We start from the raw sequence: 21847 nt of genomic DNA, 5'->3' as shown, positions 1-21847 counted from the left end.
TATTATATCCGTCATTGCGAGGTACGAAGCAATCCCCGATTTGCAAATCCGCCCTGTATAGTTCGGGATTGCTTCGTACCTCGCAATGACGGTTTGTTGTATGTTATTATCAATATTTTTTTAATGTAGAGACGCAACATTTTGCGTCTCCCGCATGCAAATCCAACCTTGCAAATCCGCTTGTCTGGTGGGAGACGCAAAATGTTGCGTCTCTACAACAACCCCGGTTGCAGCCATGTCATTACTTTTTTTCCAGCTCCGCTGGTGAATACTCGCAATGACGGTTTTTTGTTTATTCTACTTTTAATAATTTATGTTAGGACCAAGCCAACGTTCAACATCCTCAATTGTCATTTGCTTCCTCAAAGCATAATCCTCCACCTGATCTTTACTTATCTTACCTAATCCAAAATACCTGGCCTGAGGATGCGCGAAGTAGAACCCGCTTACAGCTGCTGCAGGTGTCATGGCTAAACTTTCGGTAAGGTGCATTTTGGCATTTTCCTCGGCCTTCAATAACTCAAATAAGGTTGTTTTCTCTGTGTGGTCCGGGCAGGCAGGGTAGCCCGGGGCTGGGCGGATGCCTTGATATTCTTCCTTGATGAGGTCGTCGGTGCTTAGCTGTTCGCCTTTGCTGTAGCCCCAGTATTCTTTACGTACCAGTTCGTGCATTTTTTCGGCAAAGGCCTCGGCAAAGCGGTCGGCGAGGGCTTTGGCCATAATGCTGTTATAATCGTCATGGTCGGCCTCAAATTCGGCAACCAGTTCATCGCAGCCAATGCCCGTGGTTACGGCAAAGCCACCAAAATAGTCGGGCACACCGCTTTCTTTTGGTGCGATAAAATCCGATAGCGCATAATACGGGTCGCCTTTAACCTTTTCGGCCTGTTGGCGCAGGGTATGGATGCGGGTTAACAAAGTAGTGCGGCTTTCGTCGGTATACAATTCAATATCGTCTCCAACACTATTGGCCGGCCAAAAACCGATAACACCGTTGGCGTGTAGCAGCTTTTCTTTTACTATCTTTTTTAACAATACCTGTGCATCATCAAAAAGTTTTTTAGCCTCATCGCCCACAAATTTATCGGCAAATATCTTAGGATAGCTGCCGCGCAATTCCCAGGTATGGAAAAACGGTGTCCAGTCGATATAAGGGACTAATTCTTCCAGTGGATATGATTCAAATACTTTGGTACCGGTAAACGTTGGCTTAGGCGCTACATCGCCGTCCAGGCTAACCTGGAAACGGGCTTGCCTTGCCTGGTCGATAGTAACAAAACGTTTATCCGATTTTTTATTCAAATGCGCTTCGCGCGATTTTGCGTATTCATCTTTAATATTTTTGATATAGGCATCCCGGCCATCACGGTTCATCAGGCTGCTGCACACGGTAACACTGCGCGATGCATCAAGCACGTGGATTGCAGCACCCGAGTAATGCGGATCGACCTTAACAGCCGCATGGATACGCGAGGTAGTAGCCCCGCCAATGATTAACGGAATAGTAAAACCTTCGCGCTCCATCTCTTTGGCAAAGTGGACCATCTCATCCAACGACGGCGTGATTAAACCGCTGAGCCCGATGATATCTACATTTTGTTTTTTAGCTTCTTCAATAATGCGTTGCGCCGGTACCATTACCCCCAGGTCAATCACCTCGAAGTTGTTACAGGCCAATACCACCCCTACAATGTTTTTACCAATATCGTGCACATCGCCTTTTACGGTGGCCATCAATATTTTACCGGCATTAGCACGGCTGCCGCTGCTGTCTTCGCCGGCATCAATAACCCGTTGTTTTTCCAACTCGATAAATGGAAGCAGGTAAGCCACTGCCTTTTTCATTACCCGGGCCGATTTTACTACCTGTGGCAAAAACATTTTGCCTGCGCCAAATAAGTCGCCCACGATGTTCATGCCGTCCATCAGGGGGCCTTCAATTACTTCCAGTGGTTTGCTGTATGTTTGGCGGGCTTCTTCCACATCGTCATCCAGGTATTCAATAATGCCTTTTACAAGCGCGTGCGATAATCTTTCCTGTACGGTTCCTTTACGCCATTCTTCATCGCGTACAACCTCTTTACCTTTACTTTTTATAGTATCTGCGTATTCAACAAGGCGTTCGGTAGCATCGTCGCGGCGGTTAAGCAGTACATCTTCTACCAGCTCAAGCAGGGTTTTATCTATTTCCTGGTAAACTTCCAGCATGCCGGCATTTACGATACCCATATCCATACCTGCGCCAATGGCATGGTACAAAAATGCGGAGTGCATAGCTTCGCGCACCACATTGTTGCCCCTGAAAGAGAAGGAGATATTACTTACCCCGCCGCTCACTTTGGCATGTGGCAGGTTTTGTTTTATCCAGCGCGTGGCTTCAATAAAATCAACCGCGTAATTGTTATGTTCCTCCAAACCGGTTGCAACGGTTAGGATGTTGGGATCGAATATGATATCCTGAGGAGGGAAACCAACCACATCAACCAGTATATCATATGATCTTTTACAGATCTCGATACGGCGTTGTAACGAATCGGCCTGGCCGGTTTCGTCGAAGGCCATTACAACCGTGGCAGCGCCATAGCTCAGGATTTTGCGGGCCTGCTCAATGAACTTTTCTTCGCCCTCTTTAAGCGAGATGGAGTTTACGATACCCTTACCCTGGATGCATTTTAAACCAGCCTCAATAACGGTCCATTTTGATGAATCGATCATGATAGGCAGTTTGGCAATATCAGGTTCGGATGCTACCAGGTTCAGAAATTTTACCATTACCGCTTCCGAATCAATCATGCCCTCGTCCATGTTGATGTCGATAACCTGGGCACCGCCCTCTACCTGTTGCAGGGCAACGGCCAAGGCGGCTTCATAATCTTCAGATAAAATAAGTTTCGAGAATTTTGGCGAACCGGTGATATTGGTACGCTCGCCCACATTTACAAAAATGCTGTCGGGCTTTATGGTAACCGCTTCCAGGCCGCTCAGGCGCAGGTCGGGTTCAATTTCGGGGATAAGTCTTGGGGGATATTTGGCCGCTTTATCGGCTATGCATTTGATGTGCTCGGGCGTGGTGCCACAACAACCACCCACAATATTAACCAACCCGGCTTTAATAAAATCATCAACCTGGTGCGCGGTTTCATGCGCGGTTTCGTCGTACTGGCCAAACTCGTTTGGTAAACCAGCGTTAGGATATGCCGATATAAATACATCTGCTTTCTCAGAAAGTTCGGCCAAATGCGGCCTCATTTCTTTGGCACCCAAAGCGCAGTTTAAGCCCACTGAAAGCAGGTTGGCATGGCGTATCGAGTTCCAGAAAGCTTCAACAGTTTGCCCCGATAAGGTACGACCAGAGGCATCGGTAATAGTACCGGAGATCATGATAGGCAAATGCTTGCCCGACTCATGGGCGTATCTATTGATAGCGAACAAGGCCGCTTTGGCGTTCAAGGTATCAAATATGGTTTCAACCAATAATAAATCCGATCCGCCATCAACCAGGCCACGTACCTGGTCGTAATAGGCATTGGCCAAATCATCAAAGGTAACGGCGCGGTAACCAGGGTCGTTAACATCTGGCGACAAGGACGCTGTACGATTGGTTGGCCCAACGGCACCCGCCACAAAACGCGGCTTTGATGGATTTTTTTGATTGTATTCGTCGGCCACTTCGCGGGCAATACGCGCGCCTTCGTAGCTAAGTTCGTAGGCCAGCTCTTCCAGCTTATAATCGGCCAGTGAAATAATTTGTGTGCTGAAGGTATTGGTCTCGATGATATCGGCACCGGCATCCAAATACTCGGCATGAATGGCCTTGATGATATCCGGGCGTGTAATATTCAAAAGGTCATTATTCCCCTGTAGATCGCTGATGTGATCTTTAAACCTTTCACCACGAAAATCCTTCTCGGTAAGCTGGTACCGCTGTATCATGGTACCCATAGCCCCGTCAATTACAAGGATGCGTTTTTCTAATTCTTTTCTAATGTCCATGGTTAGTATCAAGTAGTTAGTATCAAGTATCAAGTACGGAAACTCCGGCCCATGATTTTTAATTAGATCAACACAAAAAAATCTTGCTACTTGATACTAACTACTTGCTACTAAAAAAAGCTTACATCGAAAAGTCGGGTGTTCAATTGACTTTCGCTTATCTTTCCAGGGGCTGTTTAGCCGGCCGGGTAGAATGTAGCACCTTGTGAAGCACAGGTTGCTAAGACATCGCAGGGTCTAATCCCTCCGTCTTTCTCCATAAGCACTGCAAAGGTGCATAATAAAGCCGTAAAATGCAATAGTTTATATGCCCGGCTATGTGTACGCTAAGTAAATTTATGTGTACAAAAAAAGCTGCCTTTGCGGGGCAGCTTTTAAATAATAAATATTGGTTGCTTTATTACCTTCTGCTACCGAACAAGCGAAGCATTGAAGTAAACAAGTTAATAAATGTGGTATAAAGCACAAACGCACCCATGATCACCAATTTTTTTGACTCAGCACTTCCGTACTCAATACCTGCACCAATTCTTTTCAGCATTTGCATGTAGTAAGCTGTTAAACCAACCATCAGCACCACAAATACAAAGCTAAGTATATAGCTAAGTTGCGGACTACCTAAAAAGAAGTTAACCATGGCCACAGCAAATGCACCAAAAAAGATCATAATTAAAATTGAACCAAATTTGGTTAAATCCATAGTGGTAAAATACCCGGCAATAGCCATTATACCAAAAACTACGGCAGCACTAATAAATATGGTAAATATGGATGTTGCCGTATAAATAAGGCCAAAAATGCTTAAGCTTATCCCCACTGAAGCAGCGTAAGCAATAAACAAGAACAAAATAACGGGGTACGATAACCTGTTGAGGCCAAAGCTTATAATCATCGAAAAGGCAACTGGTGCAAATATGGCTACATAACCCAAAGTTGAAAATCCGCCTCTTTCCTGGTCAACGATAAGGTTCATCAGGCCGGGGTTAAGAAAGAATTCGAAAGCGCAAAAAGCAGAAATGCCTAATGCTATAAACATCCATGCAAATACTTTACCCAAATATTTACGGGATGCATCGTCTTCAGTTAATTGTATAACGTTTTTATAAACGTATTGATCTTTAATTTCCATTTTTTTATTAATAAATTAATACACGAATATACGAATAATCGGTGAATATATTGTGAAGGAAAGTATCAGGTATCAAGGCAATTTTGCATATTGAACCAGTCCGGAAGTCAAAAATCTTGTTCCTTGATACAGGGCAAACGTATCTAATTGGGTTAACATAACTTAACACATTTTCGATAAAATTATTGCAAATATTTAATAATCAATATTTTATATTTTATCATGGTTAACATCAAACTGACCGCGCAATTTAGGCGCGTCCAAATACTGTGCCTGTTGTTGGCCAATATAAGCCTCTTCGGTAGCTGGATCATGTAACCAGCATCAGCCGATAAAAACAAGGTGTCGTTTGAAGCTTATATCTTCCCGACGCCATTAGCTATTTCTATTTAGATGGGTTTGTCCTGCTACGTGATACCGATTACTTGCTGCTATCCTTACTTGCGTCCGTTTTTAAATGACCCTGAAGCTGTGGATTTTGCGGGGGGAGCTTTTTTACATCCCTTTCTACCTCGGTTTGCTGTACAGATACGGCATAATCTGCAGGTTCGATGTGGCTGCCCGATGCTTCGGCATAAACCTGGGTAAACTCGGCACCAATGTATAGGATAGCTGATGTGTAATATATCCAAACCAGGATAACTATTATTGAACCGGCAGCGCCATAAGCCGAGCCCTGCGCCGTGTATTGAATGTATAAGCTGATAACGTACTGGCCCAGCATAAACAACAGGGCGGTAAAAAATGCGCCCGAGCGCACGTCGCGCCACTTGATTTTAACATCGGGCAAAAATTTAAAAATAATGCCAAATAATGTGGTAATTACGATAAGGGTGATTGCCAGGTTAATTCCTTTTAAAAGAAAACCGGTTACAACCGGTATAAAATTATGTATCTTTTCTTTCAGCGCGTCAAGAATAAGATTAATAGCAAGGGTTGTTAGCAGCAAAAAACCAAGGCTGATGATAAGTGAAAATGAAACAAATCTGTTTTTGAGCAATTGTACCCAACCGCGTTTAGGTTTGGCTTTTACGCGCCAGATGATATTTAATGAATCCTGTATCTCGATAAAAATACTGCTGGCACCTAATAATAAGGTAATTACGCCAATTACCACAGCAACACCTGATTTGCCCGAAAGCGCTAAGTGTGTTAAAGCATCCTGAATTTGCTGCGCAGGTCCTGGGCCAACGTAGTGAGCTATTTGTGGATAAAGCCTGTGGGTTGCAGCATCCTGGCCAAAAACAAGGCCCGCAACAGAAATGATGATGATTAATAAGGGGGCTATGGAAAAAACAGTATAATAAGCCAAAGAGGCACTTAGCTTTAAGCCATTATCGCTTATGAAGCCGCTAAATGTGGCTACCAATACTTTCCAAAGTTGCTTTAAATATTCTTTGCTCAAAACTTTCATGCTTACCATTTTAATCAATTATTACCCGGCGATAGCTAAGCAATTATAATGCCTTGGTGTAGCCCGCCTCTAAATATCTGCTCATAAATTTAATTTATAATGCCGTAAACGGAATATCGGCCAGTTGATAATTGCGCCATCCGTCAAAATCATAATGCCACCACTCGGTGGGCAATACGGTAAAGCCATGCGCGTGCATAATTGTTTTAAGTAGCTCGCGATTGGCGGTTTGTAATGTTGTAGCCCCGGGGTAATTGGCCGATGCCTTTTTGCTAAAACTATCAAAGCCAGTGGGCATCTGCAGTTCTTTTCCCGTTTTAAGGTCAATCAGCGTAAGGTCGATAGCGCAGCCCCGGTTGTGTTTGGAGCCGAATTTTGGGTTGGCCACAAAATTAGTATCGGGCGTGGTTTCGTAAAACGCTATGGAGACTGCGTAAGGCCGGTAGGCATCAAATATTTTTAAGCCCAGCCCCCGCGTTTTTAAATCAGCCTGAATATCCTTTAAAGCTTTTACAACCGGCAGTCTGGCATATGCTTTAGCTTGTTTGTACATAACCCGATGCATAAAGTTGTTAGTTGTGGCGTATCGGATATCCAGTTTTATAGCCGGGATGTATTTTACAATCTCGACAAGGCGTTTATTTGAATCGGCCTTTACCTGTGCTTTATACCCTGCAATACCACAAACGCGGGTGCTGTCGATATATTTATAGTGCTGCGCATGGGCATTAAGGCTAAGCAAAACAAAAGCAAACAGGCAATAACGCATCATACCATTACCTGTGCGATACGATGAGGAGGTCAAGATCCTTACACGGAATGGAAAACCGCTCGCCAATGTACTTATTGGTGAGCTGGCCCTGGTAAATATATACCGCGTTGCGTACACCCGATTTTTGCCATATCACGTTTTTAATACCTCCCTGTTCGCCTATATCCAGCAAAATGGGGGCAAAAATATTAGTGAGGGCATAGGTGGCAGTACGGGCAACCCTTGAAGCTATGTTGGGTACGCAATAATGAATAACATCATATTTGCGGAAAACCGGGTGCGTATGGTTGGTAACCTCCGAGGTTTCAAAACAACCGCCCTGGTCAATACTCACATCTATGATAACCGAATCGCGTTTCATGCGGCTTACCGTAGCTTCGGATATGATACACGGGCTGCGACCATCTTCGGCACGGATTGCGCCAATAGCCACATCGCAGGTAGTAATGGCTTTCTCTAACACAATGGGCTGCACCACCGATGTAAATACCCTTGCGCCAATGTTGTTCTGCAAGCGCCGCAGTTTGTATATTGATGGATCAAAAACTTTTACTTCAGCTCCTAATGATATGGCTGTACGGGCGGCATATTCGCCAACGGTGCCTGCGCCTAATATTACAATTTCGGTAGGCGGCACACCGGTAATGCCTCCCAGCATCAGGCCTTTACCTTCAAAAACGTTGCTTAAATATTCGGCTGCTATCAGTATGGATGTGGCCCCAACTATTTCGCTCATCGCCCTTACTACCGTCAACGAGCCGCCTTCATCAAGCAAATGCTCAAAACAGAGGGCGGTAACATTTTTTTTCATGAGGGCATGTAGGCTATCAGCCTTAAGGGTGGCCAGCTGCAGGGCCGAGATCAGGATTTGGCCATGTTTCATCATTTCAATTTCCTGCACCATTGGCGGGGCAATTTTAATGATGATATCGGCCTCGTAAACCGTTTTAGTATCATAAACAATCAGAGCACCTTGCTCGCTGTAATCCTTATCACTAAAGTTGGCAGCCTGCCCGGCATTGCTTTCCAGCATTACCTGGTGACCGTTATTCACTAACAGCGCAACCGAAAGCGGTGTAAGCGGAATCCTGTTTTCCTGGAAGGAAATTTCCTTGGGAATGCCAATAAATAATTGATTCTTTTTGTTTTTGACCTCCAGCATTGATTCCTGGGGTTGCATCATGGCCTGTTTGGCAACATCCGAAAACCCACTGTATTTCCCTGAACTCATGTATATGTTTTTTTCTGGCTGATGAAGATAAGAAAAAAGGATGTATCCTGAAAACTAAATATTTTCCACGCCAACCCACCTTGCACCGTCATCCAACACCTTAATGGTTATGTTTGAATAATGTTGGGGCAGCAGGTCGGGTATTTTTTCGGGCCATTCAATAAAGCACCATGCGCCGGCGTAAAAATATTCTTCATAACCCATGTCCAGCGCTTCGGTTTGATCTTTAAGGCGATAAAAATCAAAATGATAAATTTTATCCTTTGCCGTATGGTACTCATTAACGATAGAAAACGTAGGACTGCTAATATTATCCGTAGTGCCCAACGCCTTGCATAACTCTTTGATCAGGGTGGTTTTACCCGCGCCCATATCGCCATAAAATAAAAAAATACGGTTATTGCCGGCATGCTCAATAATGGCCCGGGCTGCCTGGGGTAAGTTGGATATGGATGGAATAGTTAGTTGCACAATGTTATAATAATTAACCGCCATGTCATTGCAAGCGTAGCGTGGCAATCGCGAACTATTCATGGCGGATATGCAAAGTTCGCGATTGCTTCGTTCCTCGCAATGACATAAAAATGAGTCCAAAATTAATCAAATATTCCCAACCAAAAATTTCAAAAATCTATCGGGCCCCTTGCATCACCACAGTCTCAAAAAATATTTTCAAAAAAGCTCATCAATCCATAACAAAACCTGTTGTTTTGTATATAACACGGTACTATGAGCAATATCCTTCATATCCTTAACGGCGATTCAACATGGCATAGCTTTAACCAAACCGGCCTCGATGGCGATGTAATGGTTTGGCGCGAGGTTTTATCAGAAGGCCCCTTGCAGGAAAACATCTCGTCGGGCACTTTCTGGAGCAATCGATCCAAATGGATCAGAAAAACTTTTAACGAACCGGAAGATGAATATCAGCATAAGGTGATTGACGAACTGGGCAAACTAAACGGCCAGTACGACGAGGTTAATCTCTGGTTTGAGTTCGACCTGCATTGCCAGGTAAACCTGCTGGGCGTAATGCGGATGCTGAACCAGCAAACCAATATGTCGGCCCCTGCTGTATTCCTGATTTGCCCCAATGAGTTTCCCGGCATTGACGATTTTAAGGGCATTGGCCAGTTAAACGGCGATCAACTGGAAGACTTGTATGACAGCCGCGAACAATTGAGCGACTGGGAATTTGAGCTGGCTGCCGAAGCCTGGCCGTTATACGTTAACGGCAATGCCGATGAATTGGAGCGCTGGCTTAATGAAAATTCCTTTTGGGGTGCTTTACACCTTATGAAGCCGGCGCTGCTTGCGCATTTGAAACGCTTAAGGCTAAATACCAACGGCCTAAATTACATTGAACAAAAACTGCTTGACATTTATAACAGCGGTATAAAAACCAGGCCCGAAATGTACCATGCATTCTGGTCGACAGAAAAAATATATGGTATGGGCGATAGCGAGATTGATATTTACCTTGACCGCCTGACGGAAAAACAACTCATACATTATTAGCCCCCGGGCACATCGGCCCTACGGCACCGTGACCGCGATGGTTGGCGATCGATCGCTTTCGTTCTTCATCCGGTCAAGCGCGGTTACCACGTAAAAATAGGTCTTACCCTTTTGTACAGTATTATCATCATAGCCGGGGTTGGCGTTGTATTCAATTTTGAGGATGTTTTTAGGATCGTCGATATTTATTTTCTCGTTATCAAAACGGTATATCACGTAACCGTAAACAGGCTCTTCGTCTTTAGCCAGCGCCGGGGCCTGCCATCTTACGGCTACGCCACCTTTTAAGCCGGGGCGGGCTGTGACGTTTTGGGGTGGGTTGGGCGCTATAGAATCGCGCCAGAGCATTACCGGCGGCAACGCAGGGTACCGGTAATAATTATCCCGCAATGAATCGGTTATCCCCAACGGATTATTGGTAAGCGAGCTGGAACTGAAATATACACTCCCCTGTACCCTCGGGTTATTCCTGATAAGGGTTATCTGGCTGGGCAGCTGGCCGGGGTTTTTAAAAGCCAGGGTTTTACGTTCATTAATACGGTAAGCGGCCTGGCCTATATAAAGGTGCCTGCCGTAGGTATTATCGCTCCACCAGCTTAGTAGTTTATCAAACGCGGCGGCACGGTTGCCAATAGGCCAGTACAATTGTGGGTTTATATAATCAATCCAGCCTTCCTGCATCCATTTGCGCGAGTCGGCGTAGTTTTCGTAGTATGATGATCCACCGTTGGTTTCGGAGCCCACTTCATTTTGTGACTTATTGGCCCAGATACCAAACGGGCTGATACCGAATTTGATATTAGGATCGTGCGCATGCACACTATCGGCAATCATTTTTATCAGCAGGTCAACATTGTGGCGGCGCCAGTCTTTGATATTATCAAAGCCCTGCCCGTATTTGGCGTAGGTATCCTCATCGTTTATTTTTTGGCCTGCAATGGGATAAGGATAAAAATAATCGTCCATGTGTACGCCGTCTATATCATAGTTATCTACCACATCCAATATTACCTGTACTATATAGTCGCGCACTTCGGGCAGGCCGGGGTTAAAGGTTTTGATGCCGCCGTAGGTAAAAAACCAGTCGGGCTTTATCCTGGTGATGTGCTGGGGGCTAAGCGCGGCAAAGTTGCCATCAAAAGTTGCCCGGTATGGGTTAAACCAGGCATGCAGTTCCATGCCGCGTTTATGAGCCTCGGTAATGGCGAATTCCAAAGGATCGTACCCCGGATTTTGGCCTTGCCGGCCGGTTAAATATTTTGACCATGGTTCGCGGCCTTTGGCATAAAGAGCATCGGCAGCGGGCCTTACCTGCAGCATAATAGCATTAATCCCGGTTTCCTGGTGCGAGTTCAGGATATCCAGCAATTGCTGCTTTTGCTTTTCCATGGTAAGTTTAGTACTTGTTGGCCAGTCGATATTTACAACCGTAGCTATCCAAACGCCCCTGAATTCGCGCTTGGGTTGGATTTTAACAGCGGCCGGGGCATTAGCCGGTTCGGCCGGCTGCGCCTTAACGCTTGTTATAATAAACAGGGTAAATATCAATAGTAAAATATGGCGGGATATATGCATTAAAGCCGATTTATTAAAGCTGCAAAGATATAAAACTCATATTGCAGGTGTTTTATTATAAGTCATAAAATTTGCTTGTATGTTGTGTTTTTGGCATTTTGTGCTTAATTTTAGCCGTCACCAATACATTTTTCAACCTGCATTTTTTTGAAAATCATATTTTTAACCTTTTTACGTTTAATATCGCTAAAGAGTTAACCACTTAAAAAAACAGTTAGAATTGCAATAAAAAGCATGTAATATCAATTAATATGAATATGCTTGTACATTAACATTCCGGTTAAAAGGGTAGATTTTTAAAACAGCTGCCGTTTTAAACTGTATTTAAACTTTAAATAATTAATTGCTATGGAAAATCAATATGGGCAACCACCTAAGAAAAATTCAAACGTAATTTATTTTCTGATTGTGGTGGTTTTGGCTTTGTTAGGTACCGACGTGTATTTGTACTTGCAAAAAAACAAGTCGGATGTGCGGATAGTTACCCAACAGGATGAACAAACCAAACTGAAAGCAGACCTGGACAGCCTTGAACACCAGGTTGAGCTGGTAAACGCAGGCAAGGCCAAAATGTCGGCCGAAATGATAGCCAAAAACGATTCATTAAAAGAAAAAATTAAAGTTTTACGGGTACAATTGGCAAAAGGGAAGCTTACCAAGGCCGAATTGGTAAAAGCCGAAGAAGATGTTAAGCAACTGCGTTATTTTGTAACCAAATACACCGCCGATATTGAAGAACTGCATAAGCAGAATGTCACGCTTACAACAGAGCGGGATACACTTAAAAACAACCTGGCCACGGTATCTAAAAAAGCCGATACCCTTACCAAGCAAAACCAGGACCTGGATGCCAAGGTAAAAGTAGCGCAGGCCTTAAAGCTGGCCACATCAAATATTGTGGCCTACAAAATAAAGGGTAGCGGTAAAGAGGTTGATGTAACCCGCGCCGGGCCTGCAAAAAAAATAAAGATAAATTTTACAGTTGCCAGTAATACGTTGGCCAATAAAACTATGCACGATATTTATGTGCGTATTATTGACCCTACAGGTAACCTGATAACCGCGCCCGATGGCGGTACATTTAGCTCCGATAATGCCGACCTGCAATACACCTACAAAACATCCATAGATTTTAAGGATGATGGCACCGAGTACACTATTGACTGGGTTAACCCAACCCCGCCGTTTGTAAAGGGTACTTACACTGTGTTGCTTTATGCCGATGGCAGCACCATGGGAAAAACAGGTTTTACACTGAAATAAAATAATTCAATTTAATTAATGAAAGCCCTGTTCCGGATGATGGAACAGGGCTTTTTTGATTTATTGCCGGTATGGCGCCGGTGCCAGGGACTGGGTGTTATATGATCTGATTTTCAATGAGATATTATATAAATTCGCCCCAAAATCCGTAAAAACACCTTTGCAATAACGTAGTTTTACGTGGCAATATCCACTGCGGGGCGGCTAAATTTACTTAGTCAATTAAATCAAAATTCCTGGCATTATGGATCGCGCCATTATCGAAAAAGACCAAAGGCAACGTGAAAAAATATTGCCGGTCCTTTATTTTTGTTCAAGCTTTTTTGGGCTTGGGCTCATAAGCGCACTTATTTGGGCGCATAATGTGCAAGCGGCCATGACCGCGGTGGAATGGATTATCGCCTGTACCATTAGTGGTGGTTTCATCGGTTTCCTTTTTGGCATCCCCAAAGTGGTGCAAAGCGCGGGCAGCACTGCCGGCGGCGATAATTACCGCCAGCAGGTTAATACCAATCTATCAGATATATCCGATTGGCTCACAAAAATTATAGTGGGTTTGGGATTGGTAAAGCTTACTAAAATTCCCCCGTATTTAAAGGGAATAGCGCAGGCCTTTGCCACCGGCCTTAATGAAGCAGGTAAAACCGAAGCGCCCACTGCCATGGCTTTTGCGTATGGCCTTGTTATCGGTTACTTTGTGGTTGGCTTTTTGTTTGGTTACCTGGTTACCCGCCTTTACCTGGCTGCCGAATTCAGGGAGGTAGATAAGGCTGCTACGCTAACCGAACTAAAAAATCAAATTGACACCGCACAGGCAAAAATTGAAAACGTAGAGGCCGGGCAGTCAATGCTCACGCAGTCGCTCATTCAGAACGCCCCGGCCGCGGTAGCCGAAGATAAACAGGCCAACCTTGACAACCTGAAAGCACAGGCAGAGGCCTATATGAGTATCCGGTCGGGTGATTATGGTACGCGTGTGCGTATGAAGAATGCCAGCGCGGGCAATATGGCGGCCTATGCATTAACCAATAAAATTACCAAGGATGAGATCCTGGAGCTAAACGCTACCTCCTTTAACCAGGGGCTTATTGTGGCGCTTGCTACGCTGATCATCACCAAGCCCGAACCCGGCGACCTTGACCGTTTGCTGCAATATGCCGACCAGGTAACCTGGAAACACGTAGAGTACCGCGTGCTGAATGCCGTTAGCCAGTTAATGGCCCAAAAACTTGTAAAGGATGCAGATAAAAGCCGGATTAATAAACTCCTTGACATCTACCGCAAAAATGCCGACAGCTCTATACTCGACAGGATAAAAATATTGAGTGCCCAGGTGATAGATTACAGCGAAAAATAGGATGTTGGTATACCATTGAACCGTTTACGGTACGAGGGAATTATTGGATAGTAGTTAGTCGGATGTCTTAAATCCAAAGTCGAAAACAGGAAAATTATGCCCGAGACTTTCGACTAATGACTTTCGACTTAACACTTGTGCCTCCCAATAAATCTTTAATTATTGCTATAGCCTAATTTTTATTATTTTTGGGCACATAAAATTTAACGACATGAATTTTCCCGCTGAATTAAAGTACACTAAAGACCACGAGTGGATAAAAGTTGAAGGCAATGAAGCTACAATTGGCATCACCGAATTTGCTCAAGGCGAGCTTGGCGATATTGTTTATGTGGATATTGCATCCTTAGGGAAAGAAGTTGCTAAAGATGCCGTTTTTGGCACGGTTGAAGCAGTAAAAACAGTATCAGACCTGTTTATGCCTGTAACCGGTACAGTTACCGAAATTAATCCCGCACTTAACAACCAGCCCGACCTGGTAAACTCAGATCCTTATGGCGAAGGCTGGATGGTAAAAATCACTGTTGCCGATCTTTCGGAAATTGAAGGCCTTTTATCTGCTGATGACTATAAATCTGTTGTTGGCGCTTAATGAAAGCAACGCTAAAATATCAGGGGCCCGCAATATTGTGGGCCTTATTTGTTTTGATAATTTGCTCTGTTAACCTGGGATCATCGGGCAAATTCCCGCTTTTTTTTAAAGGTTTTGATAAGATTACACACACCGGGTTGTTTTTTACCTTAACGGTACTGTACTGTAATGGCGCCATAAGGCAACAAAAGCCGGTAACTTTCTCGTATAAGCAGGCATTCATAATCGTGGTAGCCGGTATTTTTTACGGCGGCTTAATTGAATTATTGCAATGGGCATTTTTTACATGGCGCAGCGCCGAATGGAGTGATCTGTTTTGCGATGTGTTGGGAACTTGTATGGGTATTTTTGGTGTTATGCTAACAGTAAGTGCAATTGGCAATGAAGAAAAGTAAACTTATTATCTTGGGTGCAGCAATCCTGCTAACTGGTTTTTCATCATGCGGCATCTTCAAAAAAGGCTGCGGTTGCCCAACTTTTGGAGTTACCAAAATTCAGAGCAATTTGAAAATTTGTTAATTTGAAAATGCCGTGCCCCGATATCTTTTTCGACTTTACATCATATTAAAATCATTTTCAAATTTTCAAATCCTCAAATTTTCAAATAATATAAAAACGCCATGGCTGTTTATTTGGATTTAATATAAATAAGCTTACATTTGCTCAGGTTAATTTTATACGATGAGACTTTCACAACTTGAAGTAGGCGAAATAGGGATTGTTAAAGAATTTACTGACCTTGAAATGTCGGTTAAATTGATGGAAATGGGATGTTTGCCGGGTGAAGAAATTAAAATTTCGCGCATAGCACCCCTTGGCGATCCGATAGCTATTCATGTTTCAGGTTATCAGTTAAGTCTTCGTAAATTTGAGGCCTCCACTATTATTTTGCAGTAGTTTTTGTAACCATTGAAAGCCGATATCAGAGTTGCGCTTGTAGGAAATCCAAACACCGGTAAATCAACTCTATTTAATATACTAACCGGTCTTAATCAAAAAATAGGAAATTTTCCTGGGGTTACTGTCGACAAAAAAACAGGCTTTTGCCAGCTGCCCGATGGACGCACCGCCGAAATTATCGACCTGCCAGGTACCTATAGCATCTACCCCAAAAGCAAAGACGAATCCATTGTATTTTCTGTTTTAGCCGACAAAGCTAAAGGCATGGTGCCCGATTTGATCGTGGTAATCCTGGATGCATCCAACCTTAAACGCAACCTACTGCTGTACACCCAGATAGCCGACCTGAAAATTCCGGTTGTTGTTGGCCTTAACATGATTGATGTATCAGAAAAAGCTGGTATTATCATCGATGTTAATTTGTTTGCCCAAAAGTTGGGTGTACCTGTGGTACCTATATCTGCCCGGAAAATAAAAGGGATCGATCAGCTTAAAACAACTATAGCCTACGCTAATAAAATTGCCCTGCAGCAGGATACTATTGATGTAGAATCGATTGCACCAAACCTGGTAGCACAAATTCAGGCCGAATATAAAATTGATAATCCTTATTTAGCCCTGCAGTTGGCGCACCAGCACGAAACACTGGGCTTTTTAACGCCTGCCGAAAGCGACCGCATTGAAGAACTGGAAAAAGAACATGCTTTCCACTCGCAAAAGGCGCAAGCCTCCGAAACTATTGCCCGCTATAACTTTATAAACGACCTTTTATACGATACCGTTACGAAACCCGAAACGGCGCATGACGAAACTGTAAGCAACAAAATAGATAAAATACTTACACATAAGGTATTTGGCTTTATCATTTTCTTCGCTATACTGATGTTTATTTTCCAGGCTATATTCTCCTGGTCGGCTTACCCCATGTCGCTTATCGAGCAGCTTTTTATAAAACTGCAAAGCTTAATAAGTAAAACCATGCCGGCCGGCCCTTTAGTGAGCCTGGTAAGCGATGGTATAATTGCCGGCTTAAGCGGGGTAATGGTTTTTGTGCCCCAGATAGCCATTCTTTTTGCATTAATATCCATACTGGAAGATACGGGGTACATGTCGCGCGTTACGTTTATGATGGACAAGGTGATGCGTAAAGTGGGGCTCAACGGCAAATCGGTGGTGCCGCTTATTGGTGGCTTTGCCTGCGCGGTACCATCTATCATGAGCACCCGTAACATCGAAAACTGGAAGGACAGGATGATTACCATTATGGTTACCCCATTGGTTGCCTGCTCGGCCCGCTTACCGGTTTACACCTTATTGATTGCGCTGGTAGTGCCCGACCGTAATGTTTGGTGGGTATTTAACATGCGGGGGCTTGCGCTTACTGCCATGTACCTGCTCAGCATTGTATCGGCTATTGTAGTAGCCTTCGTTATGAAATTTATCCTGAAATCGCGCGAACGCGGCTACTTTATTATGGAGCTGCCGGTTTACAGGATGCCGAGGTGGAAAAATGTGGCATTTACTATGTATGACCGTTCTAAAACTTTTGTTTTTCAGGCAGGTAAAGTAATTATAGCGGTATCCATCATTCTTTGGGTGCTAAAATCATACGGCCCCGGTGATAGGTTTGCGCAGATAGATAAAACTTTTAGTCAGCCCAAATACACTAAAACCATGACACCCGATAGCCTGGATAAGGTTATCGCATCAGAAAAGCTGGAAAACTCCTATGCCGGCGTATTTGGTCATGTAATTGAACCAGTTATTAAGCCTTTAGGGTTCGATTGGAAAATAGGGATAGCCCTCATCAGCTCGTTTGCTGCCCGCGAGGTTTTTGTAGGCACTATGGCCACTATTTACAGCGTAGAAGGCGATGCCGATAAAATGGAATCGGTTCAGCAAAAAATGCATGGCGCTACCAATCCCGATACAGGTAAGCCTGTGTTTACTTTGGCCGTAGCTTTTTCACTGATGATGTTTTACGCCTTTGCCATGCAGTGCGCCAGTACTGTGGCAGTGGTTTACCGCGAAACCAAAGACTGGCGCTGGCCCGCTGCCCAATTTGCCTACATGACAGCCCTGGCTTATTCGGCCAGTTTTATGGTGTATCACTTGTTGAAATAGGTTTGGGTTCATGGTTGATAGATCATGGTTCATGGCAGTAGGCTTTCTGGCAGGCTCTCAATAACTTTACAAACCATCAACTATGGTCCATGGACTATCGACTATCAATTCTTATATTTGTGTTGAGGTAAAAATTGGATAAAGTAAAAGTTTTAGAAAGATATCTTCCACCTGATGCAGCCCCACTCATCGGCCGCTGGATTGACTACTTTAAATGCGAGTTTAAAATTTCGCGCAACCGCGGCACTAAGTTTGGCGATTATCGGTCGCCATATGCCGGTAAAGGTCACCGTATATCGGTTAACTATGACCTTAACCCCTATGCATTTTTGGTAACCACTGTACATGAGTTTGCGCACCTGCATACCTGGAACGAGCATAAACAAAAAGCCAAGCCGCACGGTACCGAGTGGAAAGGCAATTTTAAAAAAATGATGCAGCCTTTTTTTGAAAAGGATATTTTCCCGCCCGATGTAAAGCACGCCATTACCAGCTACCTGGATAATCCGGCCGCCTCCAGTTGTTCGGACCTGAATTTGTACCGGTCGCTCCGTAAATATGATGCGCCCAAAGAGGCGATGTTAACGGTTGAGAAAGTTCCCTTTAAAGCCCTGTTTAAAATAAAAGGCGACCGCATTTTCAGGAAGGAAGAGCAGCTGCGGAAGCGTTTTAAATGCGTGGAGGTAAAAACCAAACGCGTTTATTTGTTTAGCCCTGTTGCCGAAGTGGAATTGGTGGAGGAATGACAGCGTGAAAAATGGCTGTCATGCTAAGTGATAAAATTTCGCGAAATTCTGAAGGGGGAATGACATCGTGAAAAGGGCTGTCATGGTGAGCTTGTCGAACCATAGCGGGCAAAGGCCTCTCCGCGCGACCCTTGGACGGGCTCAGGGTGACAGGCCCGTTTTTTGAGGGAAATATATGACTAAAACAAATAAGTCATAGTTAGATACTATGCGGTCTACGCTTTTTACCGCGTTTTTAAACTCATCCCCGCCCAACAAATTAAATCCGTACTTTTACCCCATGGCAAAAGTTATATCATTTGAGAACAACCCTTACCAGGAGAATACTTACATTTTATATGATGAAACCGGCGAATGTGCAATTATTGATCCGGGAATGTATACCGCTACCGAGCAAAATGTGGTGGTGAATTTTATAAAGGATAATAATTTAAACCCCGTTTTATTACTAAATACCCATTGCCATATCGACCATGTACTGGGTAATAAATTTGTATTTGATAAATACGGGCTCAAACCCAAATTTCACCAGGGCGAGTTGCCGGTACTAACCGCAGTAGTATCGTACGCTCCTCAAATGGGCATCAGGTATGAGGTATCGCCCTTGCCGGATGAGTATCTGCCCCAAACAGGCAGCATAAAGTTTGGCAATACCATATTAGAACTCATCTTCGCACCCGGCCATTCGCCTGCATCATTGTGTTTTTATGATAAGGAGGCCAATATTTTAATTGGCGGCGATGTGCTGTTCAGGCGGAGTATTGGCCGTACCGATTTACCCGGCGGCAATTTTACCCAGCTAATGGATAGTATTGAACAAAAACTGTTTACCCTGCCCGATGATTGCACCGTTTACCCAGGCCACGGCCCCGAAACAACTATCGGTTACGAAAAACAAAATAACCCGTTTTTGACTTAGCAATTGGTGCGGTTATACGTTGGACGCGCATGCTTAGAAAATTGGGGAGGTTATACGTTGCACGTTTTACGTTATACGTAGCCGGAAGAAATGAAATTAAACAAAAAACGTATAACTTACCACGTAAAACGTACACCCTAAATTGAACACCTCGGTATACATAGCTAAAAGATACTTGTTTTCGGGCAAGAAGATGCACGCCATCAATATCATCTCGGGCATATCCATGTTGGGGGTGTTGGTTGGCAGCGCCGCGCTTATTATTATTCTATCGGTGTTTAACGGGTTCGAGAAGGTGATCCTGTCGCTTTACAGCAATTTTACTCCCGAGATTAAGATAGAGACCCGCCTGGGCAAAACTTTCGACCCCAATACACCTTATTTTACATCGCTGCATAATGATCCGCAGCTGTTTTCATTTACCCAGGTGCTACAGGAAAAAGCTTTGATAAAATATGGCGACAAGCCATTTTTGGGGACGATAAAAGGCGTAAGCGACGATTTTTTAAAAAATGAACAACTGGACAGCACCGTACAAAACGGCTCCTTTACGCTGAAAAGCGGCGGGCGCAACTTTGCGGTGGTTGGTGCAACTATCCAGGGAAACCTGGGCATTAATGTACATGACGCGTTGTTGCCTATCCAGATATTTTCGCCCAGCCGTACCGCGGTAAACTCCGCAAATCCGTTGGATGAGTTTAGGGTACGCTCCATAAACCCATCGGGCGTGTTCGGTATCCAGCAGGATTTTGACGATATTGTGGTAACACCTATTGAATTTGCCCGCGATCTGCTCGATCAGCCTAAAGAAGTAAGTTCATTGGAGCTTATTTATAAAAAAGGCACCAATCTTGAATCGGTTCAAAACAAAATAATAGATGCTATAGGCAAAAGCTACACGGTAAAAAACCGGAAGGAGCAAAATACGGAGTTGTATAAAACCCTGAACTACGAGCGCTGGAGTATTTTTATGATATTAACCTTTGTGCTTATTATTGCAATATTCAATATCATTGGCTCGTTAACCATGCTGGTTATTGATAAGCGCGCAGATATTGCTATTTTGAGCAGCCTGGGGGCCAATAAAATGCTGATACAGGGTATATTCTTTTTTGAAGGGATGATGATATCGATATTTGGCTGCATTATAGGTATTGCCCTGGGCTTGGGCGTTTGCCTGCTGCAGCAGCACTATGGTTTAATAAAAATGGGGGCAACGCTATCGGTGCTCGACGCCTATCCCGTTGATTTGGAAATAGGCGATTTTGGGCTGGTTTTTTTAACCGTAGGGGCTATTTCTGTAATTGCATCGGGAATAAGTGCACGATTAAGCATCAAAGGATTGGACGAAATCAAACAGGATTTGTAAATTTGTTATATGAGGATAAGCTATTTTCAGTATCTGGCCTTTTTATTTGTTTTTTTTATAGCGGTATCCTCATGTAACAGGAAACCGGATGAAGCAGATAAGCCTGTTGTTTATAAAGGTTTATATAGTTTTGGCCCCGAGATAAAATCATTTAAAGATTGCGATAGCGGGCAGGAGTTTTGGGTAACCGATAGCTCGGCGCGGCTGGAGCTGCAATACTCTCAAATGAATTTCGAAAAACCTTATGAGCCGGTTTATGTTGAAGTAGAGGGGTTAAAATTAAAATCGGGTAAAGAGGGTATGGGATCGGAGTATGACAGCACCCTTGTGGTAAAAAAAGTAGTAAAAATAACAAAAGAGATCCCGCAGGATATGTGTAATTAGCTTTAAGTCCAAAGTCGAAAAGTCCAAAGTCGAAAAGTTTATTTCTCTTTTCTACTTTTAACTAAAGACTTCCGACTAAAGACTTCCGACTTCCTAAAGGGAACCAAATAAATAAACATCTGCCTCAATTGGCGTTAACTTATCAACATGGAATCAAAACGTCAGCAAAAATTTGCAGGGGTAATACAGGAAGACCTGGCCGCCATTTTTCAGCGCGAAGGCATGAATTATTTGCCTAATACCCTGGTAACCATAACCAAAGTACGTGTTACCCCCGATTTGGCCATCGCCCGTATTTTTTTAAGCTTTTTTGGCAACACTAATTTGCAGCTGGCCTTGCAAACCGTTAAGCTGCATGCCTCCGAAATTCGTTACAAACTGGGTGCCCGCATTAAAGACCAGGTAAGGATTATCCCCCAGCTGGAGTTTTTTGTGGATGATACCAGCGAATATGTAGAACGTATGGATAAGATCTTTGATAAAATAAGCAAAGAAGAGCGCCAGCCCGATACCGAATAGCAATTCAAGTCTTAAGTTCTAAGTCGGGATGAGTCTTGAGTC

Annotated in this window: 19 protein-coding genes and 1 riboswitch; of the genes, 12 read left to right on the top strand and 7 right to left on the bottom strand. The window is 43.9% G+C overall.

The genetic code is table 11. From position 1 onward, the window contains the following. Positions 1-303: 303 nt before the first annotated feature. The 6 genes from metH to tsaE form a co-directional block, all read right to left on the bottom strand. Entirely contained in the window at positions 304-3993 is a 3690-nt protein-coding gene (metH, locus tag AC1DV1_RS20280; protein ID WP_477362578.1) for a methionine synthase, read from the bottom strand. A 154-nt stretch (positions 3994-4147) separates the two neighbouring features. Continuing rightward, a riboswitch (SAM riboswitch) is annotated at positions 4148-4258 on the bottom strand. A gap of 135 nt (positions 4259-4393) precedes the next feature. Next, positions 4394-5122: a Bax inhibitor-1/YccA family protein gene (locus tag AC1DV1_RS20275; protein ID WP_477362576.1), complete on the bottom strand. Its 729-nt coding sequence runs from the start codon at positions 5120-5122 to the stop codon at positions 4394-4396. A 421-nt stretch (positions 5123-5543) separates the two neighbouring features. Further along, a complete protein-coding gene (locus AC1DV1_RS20270) occupies positions 5544-6536 on the bottom strand; it encodes a YihY/virulence factor BrkB family protein (RefSeq protein ID WP_477362574.1) in 993 nt (330 codons plus the stop codon). A gap of 94 nt (positions 6537-6630) precedes the next feature. Further along, positions 6631-7308, bottom strand: a complete 678-nt coding sequence (locus AC1DV1_RS20265) for a M15 family metallopeptidase (RefSeq protein WP_477362572.1) — start codon at positions 7306-7308, stop codon at positions 6631-6633. 4 nt (positions 7309-7312) lie between these two features. Next, positions 7313-8539 (bottom strand): alanine dehydrogenase, encoded by a 1227-nt coding sequence (locus AC1DV1_RS20260; RefSeq protein ID WP_147054882.1) that lies wholly within the window; start codon positions 8537-8539, stop codon positions 7313-7315. 54 nt (positions 8540-8593) lie between these two features. Then, a complete protein-coding gene (gene tsaE / locus AC1DV1_RS20255; RefSeq protein WP_477362570.1) occupies positions 8594-9073 on the bottom strand; it encodes a tRNA (adenosine(37)-N6)-threonylcarbamoyltransferase complex ATPase subunit type 1 TsaE in 480 nt (159 codons plus the stop codon). A gap of 195 nt (positions 9074-9268) precedes the next feature. Between tsaE and AC1DV1_RS20250 the strand changes: the two genes are divergently transcribed. Beyond that, complete coding sequence (locus tag AC1DV1_RS20250; protein ID WP_477362568.1) at positions 9269-10057, top strand: DUF1835 domain-containing protein; 789 nt, start codon at positions 9269-9271, stop codon at positions 10055-10057. Positions 10058-10075: 18 nt separating this feature from the next. Here the strand turns inward: AC1DV1_RS20250 and AC1DV1_RS20245 are convergent, their stop codons facing one another. After that, on the bottom strand, positions 10076-11632 hold the full coding sequence (locus AC1DV1_RS20245) for a glycoside hydrolase family 10-like protein (RefSeq protein WP_477362566.1): 1557 nt from the start codon (positions 11630-11632) through the stop codon (positions 10076-10078). Positions 11633-11980: 348 nt separating this feature from the next. On the opposite strand from AC1DV1_RS20245, the gene AC1DV1_RS20240 reads away from it, so the two are divergent. From AC1DV1_RS20240 to rbfA, 11 genes are all read left to right on the top strand, one after another. Then, entirely contained in the window at positions 11981-12895 is a 915-nt protein-coding gene (locus AC1DV1_RS20240) for a hypothetical protein (protein ID WP_477362564.1), read from the top strand. 244 nt (positions 12896-13139) lie between these two features. Then, the gene (locus tag AC1DV1_RS20235) at positions 13140-14252 is read left to right on the top strand and encodes a hypothetical protein (RefSeq protein ID WP_477362562.1); all 1113 of its coding nucleotides are present in this window, start codon (positions 13140-13142) and stop codon (positions 14250-14252) included. A gap of 211 nt (positions 14253-14463) precedes the next feature. Continuing rightward, positions 14464-14844 (top strand): glycine cleavage system protein GcvH, encoded by a 381-nt coding sequence (gene gcvH / locus AC1DV1_RS20230; RefSeq protein WP_477362560.1) that lies wholly within the window; start codon positions 14464-14466, stop codon positions 14842-14844. Then, positions 14844-15239 carry a VanZ family protein gene (locus tag AC1DV1_RS20225; RefSeq protein WP_477362558.1) on the top strand — a complete coding sequence of 132 codons (396 nt, stop codon included), beginning with the start codon at positions 14844-14846 and terminating at the stop codon, positions 15237-15239. Before gcvH ends, AC1DV1_RS20225 begins: the two co-directional genes overlap by 1 nt. A gap of 286 nt (positions 15240-15525) precedes the next feature. Further along, on the top strand, positions 15526-15741 hold the full coding sequence (locus AC1DV1_RS20220; RefSeq protein WP_477362556.1) for a FeoA family protein: 216 nt from the start codon (positions 15526-15528) through the stop codon (positions 15739-15741). Positions 15742-15753: 12 nt separating this feature from the next. Then, complete coding sequence (feoB, locus tag AC1DV1_RS20215; protein WP_477362554.1) at positions 15754-17868, top strand: ferrous iron transport protein B; 2115 nt, start codon at positions 15754-15756, stop codon at positions 17866-17868. A 134-nt stretch (positions 17869-18002) separates the two neighbouring features. Then, positions 18003-18614: a SprT-like domain-containing protein gene (locus tag AC1DV1_RS20210; protein ID WP_477362552.1), complete on the top strand. Its 612-nt coding sequence runs from the start codon at positions 18003-18005 to the stop codon at positions 18612-18614. Between the two features lie 280 nt (positions 18615-18894). Next, positions 18895-19533, top strand: coding sequence for an MBL fold metallo-hydrolase (locus AC1DV1_RS20205; protein ID WP_477362550.1), 639 nt, complete (start codon positions 18895-18897; stop codon positions 19531-19533). A 142-nt stretch (positions 19534-19675) separates the two neighbouring features. Continuing rightward, entirely contained in the window at positions 19676-20902 is a 1227-nt protein-coding gene (locus tag AC1DV1_RS20200) for an ABC transporter permease (protein ID WP_477362548.1), read from the top strand. A gap of 9 nt (positions 20903-20911) precedes the next feature. Then, a complete protein-coding gene (locus AC1DV1_RS20195) occupies positions 20912-21286 on the top strand; it encodes a hypothetical protein (RefSeq protein WP_477362546.1) in 375 nt (124 codons plus the stop codon). Between the two features lie 147 nt (positions 21287-21433). After that, positions 21434-21805 carry a 30S ribosome-binding factor RbfA gene (gene rbfA / locus AC1DV1_RS20190; protein WP_477362545.1) on the top strand — a complete coding sequence of 124 codons (372 nt, stop codon included), beginning with the start codon at positions 21434-21436 and terminating at the stop codon, positions 21803-21805. Positions 21806-21847: the final 42 nt, after the last annotated feature.

It is taken from the genome of Mucilaginibacter sp. P4_D1 (genome assembly GCF_056401935.1).
The sequence above is the reverse complement of the archived record's forward strand: the minus strand, read 5'-3'. Positions and strand labels throughout refer to the sequence as shown.

What these genes read in the sequence shown, in the direction of transcription:
- tsaE (WP_477362570.1), bottom strand. Translation starts at nt 9,073, where the DNA reads ATGAATAGTTCGCGATTGCCACGCTACGCTTGCAATGACATGGCGGTT.
- AC1DV1_RS20275 (WP_477362576.1), bottom strand. Translation starts at nt 5,122, where the DNA reads ATGGAAATTAAAGATCAATACGTTTATAAAAACGTTATACAATTAACT.
- AC1DV1_RS20265 (WP_477362572.1), bottom strand. Translation starts at nt 7,308, where the DNA reads ATGATGCGTTATTGCCTGTTTGCTTTTGTTTTGCTTAGCCTTAATGCC.
- AC1DV1_RS20225 (WP_477362558.1), top strand. Translation starts at nt 14,844, where the DNA reads ATGAAAGCAACGCTAAAATATCAGGGGCCCGCAATATTGTGGGCCTTA.
- rbfA (WP_477362545.1), top strand. Translation starts at nt 21,434, where the DNA reads ATGGAATCAAAACGTCAGCAAAAATTTGCAGGGGTAATACAGGAAGAC.
- AC1DV1_RS20195 (WP_477362546.1), top strand. Translation starts at nt 20,912, where the DNA reads ATGAGGATAAGCTATTTTCAGTATCTGGCCTTTTTATTTGTTTTTTTT.
- AC1DV1_RS20240 (WP_477362564.1), top strand. Translation starts at nt 11,981, where the DNA reads ATGGAAAATCAATATGGGCAACCACCTAAGAAAAATTCAAACGTAATT.
- AC1DV1_RS20235 (WP_477362562.1), top strand. Translation starts at nt 13,140, where the DNA reads ATGGATCGCGCCATTATCGAAAAAGACCAAAGGCAACGTGAAAAAATA.
- metH (WP_477362578.1), bottom strand. Translation starts at nt 3,993, where the DNA reads ATGGACATTAGAAAAGAATTAGAAAAACGCATCCTTGTAATTGACGGG.
- gcvH (WP_477362560.1), top strand. Translation starts at nt 14,464, where the DNA reads ATGAATTTTCCCGCTGAATTAAAGTACACTAAAGACCACGAGTGGATA.
- AC1DV1_RS20245 (WP_477362566.1), bottom strand. Translation starts at nt 11,632, where the DNA reads ATGCATATATCCCGCCATATTTTACTATTGATATTTACCCTGTTTATT.
- AC1DV1_RS20250 (WP_477362568.1), top strand. Translation starts at nt 9,269, where the DNA reads ATGAGCAATATCCTTCATATCCTTAACGGCGATTCAACATGGCATAGC.
- AC1DV1_RS20260 (WP_147054882.1), bottom strand. Translation starts at nt 8,539, where the DNA reads ATGAGTTCAGGGAAATACAGTGGGTTTTCGGATGTTGCCAAACAGGCC.
- AC1DV1_RS20220 (WP_477362556.1), top strand. Translation starts at nt 15,526, where the DNA reads ATGAGACTTTCACAACTTGAAGTAGGCGAAATAGGGATTGTTAAAGAA.
- AC1DV1_RS20205 (WP_477362550.1), top strand. Translation starts at nt 18,895, where the DNA reads ATGGCAAAAGTTATATCATTTGAGAACAACCCTTACCAGGAGAATACT.
- AC1DV1_RS20270 (WP_477362574.1), bottom strand. Translation starts at nt 6,536, where the DNA reads ATGAAAGTTTTGAGCAAAGAATATTTAAAGCAACTTTGGAAAGTATTG.